This window comes from Streptomyces sp. NPDC104381 (assembly GCF_055583745.1).
The window spans coordinates 319,181-332,352 of sequence record NZ_JBVJNK010000005.1; the positions used below are offsets into that span (position 1 = coordinate 319,181).

Annotated in this window: 10 protein-coding genes and 1 pseudogene; 6 read left to right on the forward strand and 5 right to left on the reverse strand. The window is 72.2% G+C overall.

Annotation, left to right across the window (positions count from 1 at the left end):
- Positions 1–5: 5 nt before the first annotated feature.
- Positions 6–1,445, forward strand: coding sequence for an amidohydrolase family protein (locus ACZ607_RS19205; RefSeq protein WP_469736020.1), 1,440 nt, complete (start codon positions 6–8; stop codon positions 1,443–1,445).
- A 99-nt stretch (positions 1,446–1,544) separates the two neighbouring features.
- Positions 1,545–2,246, forward strand: a complete 702-nt coding sequence (locus ACZ607_RS19210) for a 2-phosphosulfolactate phosphatase (protein ID WP_469736022.1) — start codon at positions 1,545–1,547, stop codon at positions 2,244–2,246.
- Between the two features lie 63 nt (positions 2,247–2,309).
- Here ACZ607_RS19210 and ACZ607_RS19215 read toward each other — a convergent pair whose 3' ends face one another.
- Both ACZ607_RS19215 and ACZ607_RS19220 read right to left on the reverse strand, forming a co-directional pair.
- Positions 2,310–3,089: an Fpg/Nei family DNA glycosylase gene (locus ACZ607_RS19215; RefSeq protein WP_469736024.1), complete on the reverse strand. Its 780-nt coding sequence runs from the start codon at positions 3,087–3,089 to the stop codon at positions 2,310–2,312.
- 16 nt (positions 3,090–3,105) lie between these two features.
- Positions 3,106–3,813: pseudogene (locus tag ACZ607_RS19220) on the reverse strand (DNA polymerase domain-containing protein); the annotation flags it as partial.
- A gap of 274 nt (positions 3,814–4,087) precedes the next feature.
- Between ACZ607_RS19220 and ACZ607_RS19225 the strand changes: the two are divergent.
- Positions 4,088–7,156 carry an endo-alpha-N-acetylgalactosaminidase family protein gene (locus ACZ607_RS19225; RefSeq protein ID WP_469736026.1) on the forward strand — a complete coding sequence of 1,023 codons (3,069 nt, stop codon included), beginning with the start codon at positions 4,088–4,090 and terminating at the stop codon, positions 7,154–7,156.
- A gap of 92 nt (positions 7,157–7,248) precedes the next feature.
- On the opposite strand, the gene ACZ607_RS19230 is transcribed toward ACZ607_RS19225, so the two are convergent.
- Positions 7,249–9,018 (reverse strand): glycoside hydrolase family 35 protein, encoded by a 1,770-nt coding sequence (locus ACZ607_RS19230; RefSeq protein WP_469736028.1) that lies wholly within the window; start codon positions 9,016–9,018, stop codon positions 7,249–7,251.
- 134 nt (positions 9,019–9,152) lie between these two features.
- Between ACZ607_RS19230 and ACZ607_RS19235 the strand changes: the two genes are divergently transcribed.
- Entirely contained in the window at positions 9,153–10,040 is an 888-nt protein-coding gene (locus ACZ607_RS19235; RefSeq protein WP_469736030.1) for a helix-turn-helix domain-containing protein, read from the forward strand.
- Between the two features lie 12 nt (positions 10,041–10,052).
- Here the strand turns inward: ACZ607_RS19235 and ACZ607_RS19240 are convergent, their stop codons facing one another.
- Positions 10,053–11,096, reverse strand: coding sequence for an alpha/beta fold hydrolase (locus tag ACZ607_RS19240; RefSeq protein ID WP_469736032.1), 1,044 nt, complete (start codon positions 11,094–11,096; stop codon positions 10,053–10,055).
- Between the two features lie 228 nt (positions 11,097–11,324).
- Here ACZ607_RS19240 and ACZ607_RS19245 point away from each other — a divergent pair, with 228 nt between their 5' ends.
- Together ACZ607_RS19245 and ACZ607_RS19250 are read left to right on the forward strand one after the other, a co-directional pair.
- On the forward strand, positions 11,325–11,525 hold the full coding sequence (locus ACZ607_RS19245) for a hypothetical protein (protein WP_469736034.1): 201 nt from the start codon (positions 11,325–11,327) through the stop codon (positions 11,523–11,525).
- A gap of 89 nt (positions 11,526–11,614) precedes the next feature.
- Complete coding sequence (locus ACZ607_RS19250) at positions 11,615–12,178, forward strand: CGNR zinc finger domain-containing protein (protein ID WP_469736036.1); 564 nt, start codon at positions 11,615–11,617, stop codon at positions 12,176–12,178.
- A 57-nt stretch (positions 12,179–12,235) separates the two neighbouring features.
- Here the strand turns inward: ACZ607_RS19250 and cobF are convergent, their stop codons facing one another.
- On the reverse strand, positions 12,236–13,027 hold the full coding sequence (gene cobF, locus ACZ607_RS19255) for a precorrin-6A synthase (deacetylating) (RefSeq protein ID WP_469736038.1): 792 nt from the start codon (positions 13,025–13,027) through the stop codon (positions 12,236–12,238).
- Between the last annotated feature and the right edge of the window lie 145 nt (positions 13,028–13,172).

The following is a 13,172-nucleotide window of genomic DNA, read 5'->3' on the forward strand; positions in this document are numbered from 1 at the left end:
ACCCCGTGCCCACGACCTCCGCACTCGTCCTGCGCCACGCGACCGTCGTCGACACCCGTGACGGCTCGCTCCACCCCGCCACCGACGTCCTGGTCCAGGACGGCGTCATCACCGCCGTCGGCCCTCGGCTCACCGCCCCGGACGGAGCGCGGACGGTCGACGTCACCGGCCGCTACCTCGTCCCCGGGTACAACGACATGCACGCGCACCCGCTGGGCCGGGGCGGCGACGTCTCCGCCACCCTCGAACTCATGCTCGCCCACGGCATCACCGGCTACCGGCAGATGTCCGGGGACCTCGACCTGCTGAAGGCCCGTGCCTCCGGCGAGCTGAACTTTCCGGCGGCATCACCCGCCCTGCTCGCCATGCCCGGCCCTCTCCTGACGACCCTGAACACCGCCACACCGGAGGAAGCCGCGCGGGCCGTCCGTGAACAGGTCGCGGCCGGCGCCGACTTCGTCAAGTCGGTCGCGATGACCAAGGAGCGCTTCTTCGACGCACAGGCCGAGGCACTGCGACTCGGGGTGCCGATCGTCGGTCATCTGCCCGCCGGTATCGACGTCCTGCGCGCCTCACGCATCGGTATGAAGTCGATCGAGCACTTCGGTTCCGGACTCGGTGTCCTGGCCTGCTGCTCCACCGAGGAGCACGCCATCCAGGAGGCCGCCGGCGCCGGACTGCGCCTCAGGCTGCCGAAGATCAAGGCGCCGTTCCTGGGCCGAGCGGTGGACGGACTTATGGGCGCGATCATGAGGCGGGTCGTGCTGAACCCCGTCAACCTCAACAAGCCCGAGGACGTCGCTCTGGTGGACCGGGCCGTGCGGACCTACGACGAGAGGCTCACCCGCGAACTCGCCGAGCACTTCGTGGCCGACGGGACCTGGCACGTCCCCACCCTCATCCGGCAGAGGACCAGCAAACTCTGCGACGACCCCGCGTTCGCCGCCGACCCCGACCTGCGCTACGTCTCCCGCGCCACGCTGAAGACCTGGCACGGTGTCGTCGCCACCTTCCGGAAGAAGTTCGGGCCCGAACAGCGTGCCACCTTCGCGGCGTCCCACCGCCACGAGTACGACATGGTGCGCGCCTTCGACGCGGCGGGCGTCAGGATGCTCGTGGGTACCGACTCCTCCGGCGCCGTCTGGGTGGTCCCCGGCGCCGCGCTCCACGACGAGATCGACCTGCTCGCCGAGGCCGGGATCCCGCCGCTGCGGCTGCTGCGGATGCTCACCCTGTCCGCCGCCGAGTTCCTCGGCACCACGGACTCGATGGGCACCGTCGACGTGGGCAGGAACGCCGACCTCGTCCTCCTCGGCGCCGACCCCACCGAGGACGCCGCGCACCTGCATCACGTCGTCGGCGTGGTCCGGGCCGGTACGTACCTCTCGGAGCAGGAGCTGGCGGTCGCCAAGGACCGGATCGCCGCGGCGCGGGCCGTCGACTGACGCCGCTCGCGGCGGCCGTCGCCGGCGGGGACGGGGGACTTCGGAGCGTATGAGTTACCAGCCTGTACCCCGGGCCGGGCATGCACGATCATGACTCGGATGAACACACGTTTCCTCGGTATCCCCGATCTCGACGAGGTCCCTTCCGTGGCGGTCGTCGTGGACGTCATGCGTGCTTTCACCGTGGCGGCCTGGGCCTTCTCCCGGGGGGCCGAGAAGATCGTTCTCGCCGGGTCGCCGGACGAGGCGCTGGCGCTCAAGGCGGCTCACCCGGACTGGGTGGCGCTCAAGGACGGGCCGCCCGCACCCGGGTTCGACCTGGTCAACTCCCCGGGGCTGCTGCGGTCCGCCGACCTCGGCGGACGGACCGTGGTGCAGAAGACCACGGCCGGCACGGTCGGCGCCCTCGCGGTCAAGGACGCGTCGCTCGTGCTGTGCGCCGGCTTCGTGGTGGCGGAGGCGACGGCCCGGACGCTGGTGGCACGTGGGAGCGACAGCGTCACCTTCGTGGTCACCGGTGAGGACGGGCGGGCCGACGAGGACCTGGCGTGCGCCGAGTACATCGCGGGGAGGGCCGAGGGCGCGGGGACGGACGCGGCGGAGTTCCTCCGCCGAGCAGCCGGTTCGCGCGCCGCCGCCGAACTGGCGCAGGGGATACGCCAAGGGGTCCACCCCGACGACATCGCGCTCTGCCTCGAGGTCGACCGGTTCCCCTTCGCCATGGTGGCGGCCCCGGAGGGCCCGCTCATGGTCCTGCGCCCGCACGCGATGCCTCCGTCGGCCGACGGGCACCCGGCCTGACCACCCGAGGCCGGGGCGGCCGTGCCGTTCCCGGCGCGGACCCGGCCCCGTACGACGGTCCCGTCAGGTCTGGCAGTGCGGGCAGTGGACCGTGCGGCGTCCGGCGACCCGGTCCGACTCCAGGGCATGGCCGCAGCGCGGGCACGACGGCTCGGACGCGTCCCTCCGGCCGGTCAGCCAGGACCGCCGGGCGGGGACGTGTCCGGCCCGCACGGACGTACGCAGGACGCGTCCCGTCGCTCGGTGGACCCGCCGGAGCGTCGTGGCGTCCACGTCGCGTGCCGGAGTGCGCGGGTCGACGCGCGCCCGCCAGAGGATCTCGTCGCAGAGGAGGTTGCCGAGGCCCGCGACGACGGACTGGTCCATGAGCGCGCTCTTGACCGCCGACCGCCGGTGGGACAGCGCCTCCACGAACTCCGCCGTCCCCACGGTCAGGGCGTCCGGGCCGAGGCCGTCCAGGAGGCGGTCGACGTCGTGGTCGCTCATCCACGAGACGCCCTTCAGCTTGCGCTGATCGCGGTAGCGCACCTGCCGCCCGTCGTCGAGCGTCAGCACCAGGCGGTCGTGCCGGTGGGCCTCCTCCTCGGGGGAGCAGCACCGCAGTGACCCCGTCATACCGAAGTGCCAGGCCAGCGTCGGCCCGCCGTCGGTGGGTGCGAGCAGCCACTTGCCGTGCCGCCGGGGTGTGCCGAAACGCGACCCGGTCAGCTCTCCGCGAAGCCGTCGCCCGGTGACACCTTCCAGGACCCCGCTGTCGCGTACGTCGACCTCGGTGACCCGCCGTCGCCGCCCGCACGTGGTCAGCTCCCGGCGGAACCCTTCGACGTCAGGGAGTTCGGGCATGGGTTCCTCCGCTTCAGGGGGCGACCGCGGTCTGGGCGTACGCGTTGCGCTGGACGTCCAGGTAGAGCCGGCCGCCGCGGGCCTGCTTGCGCGGGGCGGTGGTGAGCGTCTCCGGGTGACGGGAGGCGAGCAGACCCGAGATCCGGTGGGCGAGTTCGCGTACCCCGTCGAAAGGTGCCCGGCGGTCCAGCGGCACCACGACGTGCAGCCCGCGCGAGCCCGTGGTCATCACCGCCGAGGGCAGGTCCAGTTCGTCCAGGAGCGCGCGGAGGCGGAGCGCCGCCGCACGGACGGTGCCGAAGTCGTCGTCCGACAGGTCGAGGTCGAACACCATCCGGTCCGGGTGGTCCGGGCGGTCGGCCCGGGACAGGAAACGGTGCGGGGTGATGCACGCCTGGCCCGCGAGGTACACGAGGGCCGCGGCCTCGTCGCACACCGCGTAGGTGACCGTCCCGCCCTCCTTCGGCAGTTCGACGCGGTGGAACCAGTCGGGGAAGTGGCCCGGCACCTCCTTCTGCATGAAGGCCGGCCCGTCGATGCCTTCGGGACGCCGCTCCATCATCAGCGGCCGCCCCCGCAGGTGGGGGATCATGGCCGGGGCGACCCTCCGGTAGTAGTCCGCCAGTCCCGCCTTGGTGATCCCGTCGTCCGGGAACAGGACCTTGCCGGGGCGGGTGATCGCCACCGTGCGCCGGCCCACCCGGATGTGCTCCTCCGCGCTCATGTCCCTCCCTCCGACGGTCTCCCGTACGACGCCCACGGGCCCCTGTCACGCCACCGGAGCCGGGTCTTCCAGGATCCTCCGGTGCACGGATCGTGCAACCCACCGCGCCCGTGCCGGCGCGCGGCGCACGGACCGGGCGGAGGCCGCCCGCGCCGGTCCCGGACCGGCCCGGCGCGTTAGTCCAAGACCCGCTCCTCCTTTGTCCATGGGCGCGTTCACCCCCGAGCCGCGATCTTGGCGTGCACGGATGCCGTCCAGCGTCAGGAGAGCGCGCATGCACGCACAAGATCCCGGACCGAGCCGCAGGACCGTGGTGGCCGCCACCGCGCTGGCGGGGGCGGGGCTGGCCCTCGCGGGCCCCGGCGCCGCGTTCGCGGCGCAGCGGGAGACCGTGCTGCGCTCCCGCGAACTGGAGGTGCGGGTCGATCCGGACTTCCCGCGCGTCGTCTCGTACACCGACCGCGCCGGCGGCGCCGTCCTGCACGGCCAGGAGGACCCGGTCACCTCGGTGCTGATCGACGGGACCGCCCGGACGCCACGGGTGACCTCACGCTCCGGCCGGGACAGTGCCTCGTACACCCTCGCCTTCGAAGGCGGCACCGAGATCAGGGTCGAGATCCGGGTCACCGGCCACCGGGTCGACTGGCGGGTCACCAGGATCACCGACACACCGGCCCTGCGTGTCGGCACGCTCCAGATCCCGTCGCTGGCCTTCCTGTCGGTACGCAGCGACCAGCCGGGCGCCGCGCTCCTCGCCGCCCGGATCCAGCTCGACAAGGCCACCAGCGGCGACACCCTGGTCGAGGTCACGCCCGGGACCGCGCCCGACGCCGAGCCGACGGGCTGCGCCTACGCCGTCGTGGCGCACGACCGGCTCGGTGGCGCGGTCGAGACCAACACGACGTACGACAAGCCCGACAGCGCCCCCGGCGTCACCTGGGAGAACGGGCGGCTGTGGCGACGGACCGTCGCGAAGGACGGCTACGTCACGGCGCAGCTGGCCTGCGGGCAGTGGACGCACCGTGCCGCGACCGCGCCCGTGGACGCCACCGAGCCGCTCCCGTACGCCACCGTGATCATCACCGGAGACCGCAACGGCGACGGGGTGGTGGACTGGCAGGATGCCGCCATCGCCTTCCGCGACATCATGGTCGACCCGCTGGGCGCCGACGAGCAGCACCTGCGCGTCGTCCCGCACATCCCGTTCAACTTCGCCAGCCAGGCCACCAACCCGTTCCTCGCGACGCTCGACAACGTCAAGCGGATCTCGCTGGCGACGGACGGCCTGCGGCAGTACACGCTCCTCAAGGGCTACCAGTCGGAGGGCCACGACTCCGCCCACCCCGACTACGCGGGCAACCACAACGAGCGCGCCGGCGGCCTGAAGGACCTCAACACACTCGTGCGCGAGGGACGCCGGTGGGGGAGCGACTTCGGCGTCCATGTGAACGCCACCGAGTCGTACCCCGTCGCGAACGCCTTCTCCGAGACACTCGTCGACAAGAACGACGAGCAGTGGGACTGGCTCGACCGGAGCTACCGCATCGACCAGCGGCGCGACCTCGTGTCCGGCGACATCATCAAGCGCTTCCAGGACCTCAGGGACGAGACCGACCCCGCCCTGAACATGCTCTACATCGACGTGTTCCGCGAGTCGGGATGGACCTCCGACCGGCTGCAGCGTGCCCTGCGCGACCAGGGGTGGCAGGTCACCACCGAGTGGGGCCACGGCCTCGAACGGTCCTCCCTGTGGTCCCACTGGGCCACCGAGACCGACTACGGCGCCGACACGTCCCGGGGCATCAACTCCCGGCTGATCCGCTTCATCCGCAACCACCAGAAGGACGTCTTCGCCGACAAGTGGCCGACGCTCCTGGGCATCCCGCGCACCGGAAACTTCGAGGGCTGGGTCAACAAGACCGACTGGAACACCTTCTACGAGCAGATCTGGACCGACAGCCTGCCCGCCAAGTACCTCCAGGCGTACCCCGTCAGAACCTGGGGCGCCCACGAGATCACGTTCTTCGGCCCGACGAAGACGTCCGTGGACGACACCGAAGGCACCCGCCGCATCACCACGGACGGCCGGGTGGTGTACGAGGCGGGACGCTATCTGCTGCCCTGGGAGCCGCGTGAGGCGACCGACCCGGACCGGCTCTACCACTACAACCCGGCGGGCGGCAGCACCACCTGGCAGCTGCCGCGCGGCTGGGCCGGCCGGTCGAAGGTCGCCGTCTACCGGCTCACCGACCAGGGGCGCGCCGACCTCCGTGAGGTGCCCGTCCGCTCCGGCCGGGTGACCATCGAGGCCGAGGCGAAACAGCCGTACGTCGTCCACCGGACCCGGATGCCCGCGAACCCGGACCCGAAGTGGGGCCAGGCGACACCGCTGCACGACCCGGGCTTCAACTCCGGCTCGCTGGACGGCTGGAACGTCAGCGGCCCGGCGTCGGTGGAGCTGAGCGCCCTCGGCGACTACGAACTGGTCGTCGGCGCCGGTGCGGCGGCCGCCGTCGGCCGGCGGCTCACGCGCCTGGCTCCCGGCACCTACGCCGCGTCCGTACAGGTGGAGGTGGGAGCGAAGGCGGGGGAGAGGCGCCGGGCCGCGCTCACCGTGCGCACCGCCGACGGGACCACCGCCGAGAACTGGACGGACTCCTCGACCGCCGTCAACCTCGTCGCCGCCGACCGCAAGCACGACACCCGCTTCCAGCGCATGTTCACGTACTTCACCGTGCCGGCCGGCGGAGGCCCGGTCGACCTCACCCTGCGGGCCGAGGCGGGGAGCGCCAGGGTCCGCTTCGACAACGTACGGATCGTCGCCGCGCGGCGCACCACCAAGGCCGGAACGGTGGCCTTCGAGGACTTCCAGCACGTACCCCAGGGCTGGGGAGCCTTCGTCAAGGGCGACTCGGGCGGCTCGACGGACCCGCGCACCCACATCGCGCAGCGGCACGCCCCGTTCACCCAGCGCGGCTGGAACGGCAAGGCGATCGACGACGTCGTCGACGGCACCCAGTCGCTCAAGTCGCGTGGCGAGAACACCGGGCTCGTCCACCGCACCGTGCAGCACACCGTCCGCTTCGAACCGGGCAAGCGCTACCGGGTGACCTTCCGGTACGAGAACGAGAAGGCCGGCCAGTACGCCTGGATCACCGGTGTCGACGCGCCTGACTCCCGCGAACTCGAACGCAGGGACCTGCCCGTCGCCACCTCGCCCGCCGTCCTGAGCTACGAGTTCACCGCGCCGTCCGAGGGCGAGACCTGGGTCGGACTGCGCAAGACCGGGGACGACGGCACGGCGGAGTTCGTCCTCGACTCCTTCGAGGTGCGTGAGGTGTGAGCGACGGCTGAGAGCCGCCGTGCGCGAGCGGTGACGACGTGGAGGGCCGGCCCTGACGACAGGGCCGGCCCTCCAGGGGTGGTACGGGTGACTCAGCGCAGCGTCAGCAGGGGCTCGCCGGAGCGCTCCAGCTCCAGGACCCACACCTCGTTCACACCCTCGCGCAGCAGCGGCCCGGGGACGTACAGGGACTCCTGAGGGCCCACGCCCCAGTAACGGCCCAGGCAGAAGCCGTTCACCCATACGAAGCCCCGCTCCCACCCCGGCAGGACGATCCCGGCGTCACCCGCGCCGCGCACGTCGAACGTGCCACGGAACAGGCCCGTGGCGCCCGCCTCCGGGGAACGGAACGGCACCTTCCCGAGCGCGTCCTCGCCCTCGAACGCGTCCAGGGTCAGCCCTCGCGCCCGTACACCGTGCAGGTACTGCCGCTCGTGCAGGATGCCGCCCGTGATGCCCTTCGGCTCGGCGAGGCGCGGCCCGTAGTTGACCCGGCCCAGCGACTCCACCCACAGCTCCACCGAGGCCGGCCCCGCCACCGGCTCCTCCAACGCCGTGTACGAACCGGCCTCGGCCGGGCCGCCGCCCAGCACCCCCGCCCGCACGCCGTCGACGTACACCACCGCCCGGTCCCGCAGCCCGGTCACCCCCAGCGGATACGGCTGACGCGGCCCCGGCACCTCCACCCGGTAGCGCACCAGCCCCCGGTCCACCCCCAGCTCCTCGAACGTCGGCGGCATCGCCCGCTCGGCCTCCGGCCCGCCGAGCGCGTCCATCACCTCGCCCAGCGGCGCCCACTCCACGAGCTCCACGCGCACCGGGCCCGCCAGCGCGGCAGGCTGCGGCGGAACCTCCGGCAGCGGGGCGCCGTCCTCCCGGTAGGGAGCGAGGACGTCCCGGAAGAGCCAGAACTTCTCCGTGGGACGGCCGTACTCGTCGACGGGCGCGTCGTAGTCGTACGACGTCACGGTGGGCTGGAGCTCCCCGCCGTGCAGGTCCCCGGCGCGGTTCGCCCCCGACCAGCCGCCGAAGTTCGTACCGCCGTGCGCCATGTAGATGTTGACGGACGCGCCGCACGCGAGGATCTCCCGCAGCGCCGAGGCCGCGTCGGCGGGGCTCCGTACCACCGGCTCCGCGCCCCAGTGCCCGAACCAGCCGCACCAGAACTCCATGCACATCAGCGGCCCGTCCGGGCGGTGCCGACGCAGCGTCGCGAAGCCCTCCCGGGCGCCCGAGCCGAAGTTCGCCGTGGCCGTCACGCCCGGCACGGAGCCGCCCGTGAGCATGTGATCCTCCGGCCCGTCGGAGGTGAACAGCGGTACGGTCACTTCGAGTTCACGCAGCAGCTCGGTGAGCCGGCCCAGATACACCTGGTCCGAGCCGTAACTGCCGTACTCGTTCTCGACCTGCACCATGAGCACCGGGCCGCCCCGGTCGATCTGCCGCTCCACCACCTGCGGAAGCAGCCGCCGGAACCACCGCTCCACCTGCCCGAGGTACTCCGCGTCCCGGGTCCGGACCCGGGTGCCCAGCGACCCCGTCAGCCAGTGCGGCAGACCGCCGTTCTCCCACTCCGCGCAGATGTAGGGCCCCGGCCGCACGATCGCCCGGAGCCCCGCCGCGTCCGCCGCGTCCAGGAACCGCCCCAGCGCCTCCACGTCGCGGTGGTGCCCCTGCCGCGGCTCGTGCAGGTTCCACGGGACGTACGTCTCCACACAGTTCAGCCCCATGGCGCGCAGCATCGCCAGCCGGTGTCCCCACTGGTCCTCGTGCACCCGGAAGTAGTGCATCGCACCCGACAGCAGCCGGACGGGCTTCCCGTCCAGTTCAAAGTCCCGCTCGCCCACCGTGAATTCAGCCACGGTCCCCGCCTCTCGTTCCACGCCCCCACCGTCCCCCACCTCACCCCCTGGCGGCGGAGCGGTCCATGGACAAAGATCAGCGCTGGTTGGACACAACGGAACGCCGACGGCCGGGCGGGGAGGAAAGGAAGCGTATGTACCACACCTGGATGCGCTATTTCACGCCGAGCCCCACGCACCACAAGCTGGGCCTGGTCTGCCTCGGGGTCGGCCTCCAGCACGGCACGCTGCCCACCGTGGGGCCCCGCACGCTCGACCACCATGTCGCCGTCGTCATCAGCGCGGGCAGCGGCTGGTACCGCTGCCCCGAGGGTACGGAGACGCCCGTGACGGCCCCGGCGCTGATCTGGCTCGTGCCGGGCGTCCCGCACCACTACGGCCCCGATCCGGCCACCGGATGGGACGAGAGCTTCGTCGACTTCACCGGCCCGGCGACGACCCCGTACACCGAGCTCGGCTACATCGAACCCGACCGGCCGGTCGTCCCCCTCGCCGACACCGCGTCCCCGCGGGCCGCCGTGAGCCGCATCGCCCGCGCCGCCCGCCTGGGCAATCCCCTCCTGGAGGTCGAGACCGGCGCGGCCGTGCACGAACTGCTCGTCGCCCTGCGCCGGTCCCGCGCCGACGTCGGAGCCGACGGGGACCCCGTGCTCAACGCCCTCGCCCGCGACGCCTTCCAGCCGCTGTCCGTCGCCGAGCACGCCTCCCGCCACGGGATGACACCCGCCGAGCTGCGCACCGCCGTACGCCGGGTCGCCGGATGCAGCCCCAAGGACTACCTCCTCGGCATCCGCCTCGGCCGCGCCAAGGAGCTCCTCGCCGGCACCGACCTCCCGGTGTCCGCCGTGGCCCGCCGTGTCGGCTACGACGACCCCGCCTACTTCTCCCGGCTCTTCACCCGGCGGGTCGGCACGGCGCCCGTACGCTTCCGCGACCAGCAGGGCCGGGCGGTCCCCGGCGGCTGGAGCAACCAGATCCCGGATCCCGGGCACCCTCCGACCATCGCCACCCCGCCGGTGTGAGCCGGGCGTGTTTCAGAGGCGGGTCGCGTCCACGACGGCCCGGGCGAAGGCGGCCGGTGCCTCCTGGGGCACGTTGTGGCCGATCCCGGCGAGCGTGCGGTGCTCGTACGGGCCGGTGAAGAACTCCCGGTAGGAGGAGCCTTCGCCGGGAGCGGTGAACGGGTCGCGCTCCGCGTCGAGAGTGATCGTCGGGGTGGCGATGCGGGGGCGGGCGGCGAGCTGCTTCTCGTAGCGGTCGTAACGCCGTTCGCCGTCGGCGAGACCGAGCCGCCACCGATAGTTATGGATGACGACGGCGGCGTAGTCCGGGTTGGTGAAGGCGGCGGCGGTCCGTTCGAAGGTGGCGTCGTCGAACTCCCAGGTCGGTGAGACGGTGTCCCAGACCAGGCGGCACAGCGCGTCGCGGTCGTCCGGCGTCTCCATGGCGATGCGGCCCCGCTCGGTGGAGAAGTAGTACTGGTACCACCAGCTGTACTCGGCCTTCGGGGACAGCGGCTTCTTCTGCGCCTCGACGTCGGTGATGAGGTAGCCGCTCACCGAGACCAGGGCGCTCACACGGTGGGGCCACAGGGCGGCGATGACGTCGGCCGTACGCGAACCCCAGTCGAAGCCGGCGAGGACGGCCTTCTCGATCTTGAGGACGTCCATCAGGGCGATGATGTCGAGGGCGACCGCCGACTGCTGGGCGTTGCGGACCGTGCGCGAGGAGAGGAACCGCGTCGTTCCGTGACCCCGGAGGTACGGGACGATCACCCGGTAGCCCTGGCCGGCCAGGAGCGGGACGACGTCGACGTAGCTGTGGATGTCGTAGGGCCAGCCGTGCAGGCAGATGACCACGGGGCCGTGCTGCGGGCCCGCCTCGGCGTAGCCGACGTCCAGCACACCTGCCCGGACCTGCTTCAGGCCGGTGAACGAGGTGGCGGGGGTGGGGACGGGCGCGGGTTTCGTCCCGTGAGCCCTGTCCGCCGCGGAGGCGTCCCGCAGACCCGCCAGGGACATGGCGACCGTCCCTGCGCCCATGCCGACGACCTTGCCGAACACACGCCTGTCGATCATTCGAGTGACCTTTCACCGTCGCGTACCGACGCCCCCGTCGTGCGCCGCCCGCTGACCCTGACACAGGGGCGCGTCACCGGTCAAGGCGGTGATGCATTGGAGTGATTCCGGCATTATCTCGTGATCTGGACTATGCATCACCGGCTTGACCGGTGATACGTGAGGGAGCATGCTGGGTGTCCCCAGCCGTCGTGGCGCAGTCCGCCACTGGATGAGCGGAGATCGACCATGAAGAACGAACAGGTGTCGGCCGACCGGATCGCGGCGATGGAGCGGCAAGCCCGTTTCGGGACGCTGCCCGACCGTGTCTCCCGTGAGCATCTGATCGAGGAGAAGGCGGTCGCTCCGGACGCCGGGGCGGGCACCCGCTACCAGGCGGAGGGCACGTGGCAGTACTTCTCCTGCCTGGCCCTCGACCTGGGCCTCTGATCCCGGTCGCGGTGGTTCGGGCAGAGATGGCCGAGGTGGCGCCGTGACGTTTCTTGTGACTGCTCGGCGTCACCTGTCAGGATGGTGATGTGAACCTCGACCATGTCTTCGTCTGCGGAAACCCCGCCCTCGACTTCGCCGCCACCCTCCGGGCCCGCCGCTCGGTGCGCTTCGAGATGTTCGTGACGCCGGAACGGCTCGGTGCCTGGTACGAGGAATCCGGCGTCGTCGACGCCGTCACCCCGGGTGAGGACAGCGACGTACAGCAGGCGCGGGCCGTGCGTGAGGCCGTGTACGCCCTGGTCACGGCCCGCCGCCTGGGCGAGGAGTTCGGCGCGGACGCGCTCGCCGTGGTCAACGAGGCGGCGCGCAGGCCCGCCGCCGTACCGCAGCTCACCCGCGCCGGGCGCCGGACCGTGGCGACCCCGGAGCAGGCGCTGTCGACCGTCGCCCGGCTCGCCGTCGAGCTGCTCAGCGGGCCGGACGTGCCCCTGATGAAGGAGTGCGGCAACCCCGAGTGCACCCGGGTGTACATCGACCGGTCGCGTGGCATGCGGCGGCAGTGGTGCGGCATGGACTCGTGCGGCAACAAGATCAAGGCGGCTGCCTACCGCGCGCGCAGGAAGAGCACATCCGCCGCGCCGGCCCGCTGAGGTGGCCCCCGCGTCGGGGGCTCACCCCGGAGCGTGAGGTGGGACCGGCGGAGGGCGTCAGCCGTCGGTGCCGTCGGGGTGGATCCTCAACAGGTAGGTGTCCATGATCCACCCGTGTTCCGCCCGCGCCTCGGCGCGCACCCGGCGGATGCGGTCGGAGACCTCGTCGAGCGGTCCGGAGATCAGGATCTCGTCGGGAGTGCCGATGTAGGCGCCCCAGTAGATCCATATGCCGCTGCCGGCCAGGTGCTGGAAGCTCTCGTGGGCGTCGAGCATGACCACGATGTCGCCGTCGTCGTTCGGAAGGCTCTCGGAGAGCCGTCGCCCGGGAGTGATGTGCACGGGCCGGCCGACCCGGTTGAGGTTGATGCGGTGGCGGGCGGCCAGCGCGGACACGCTGCTGATGCCCGGGACCACCTCGTGGTCGAACGTCACCTCCCCCCGGGCCCGGATGTCCTCCAGGATGGCGAGCGTGCTGTCGTACAGGGACGGGTCGCCCCACACCAGGAAGGCTCCGGTCCGTCCCGGAGCCAGCTCCTCGCGGATCAGCCGCTCGCAGACGTCGGCGCGCCGGCGCCGCCAGTCGTGCACCGCTTCGGCGTAGCCCGCGCTTTCGTCCTGGGAGCGGTCACGCCACGGGTCCTCGGCCTCGACGACACGATGGGGCCCGGGGACGTGCTCGTCGAGGATGTCCCTCCGCAACCGGGTGAGGGAGTCCTTCTCGCGGCCCTTGCCCAGGACGAAGAAGACATCGGCGCGGCGCATGGCCTTGACCGCGGCCAATGTCAGGTGGTCGGGATCACCGGCTCCGATGCCGATGACCAGAAGATGTCTCGTCTCGCTGCTCATACGGTGCATCATGCGCGAACGGGCGTGGGGGGGGCCACCCACCCCCCCCCCCCCCCCCCCCCCGCCCCCCCGCCCCCCCCCCCCCGGGGGGGCCCGCGGCCCGCACCGACGGTGGGGGGGGGGGGAGCCCCGGCCGCGCGTGGGG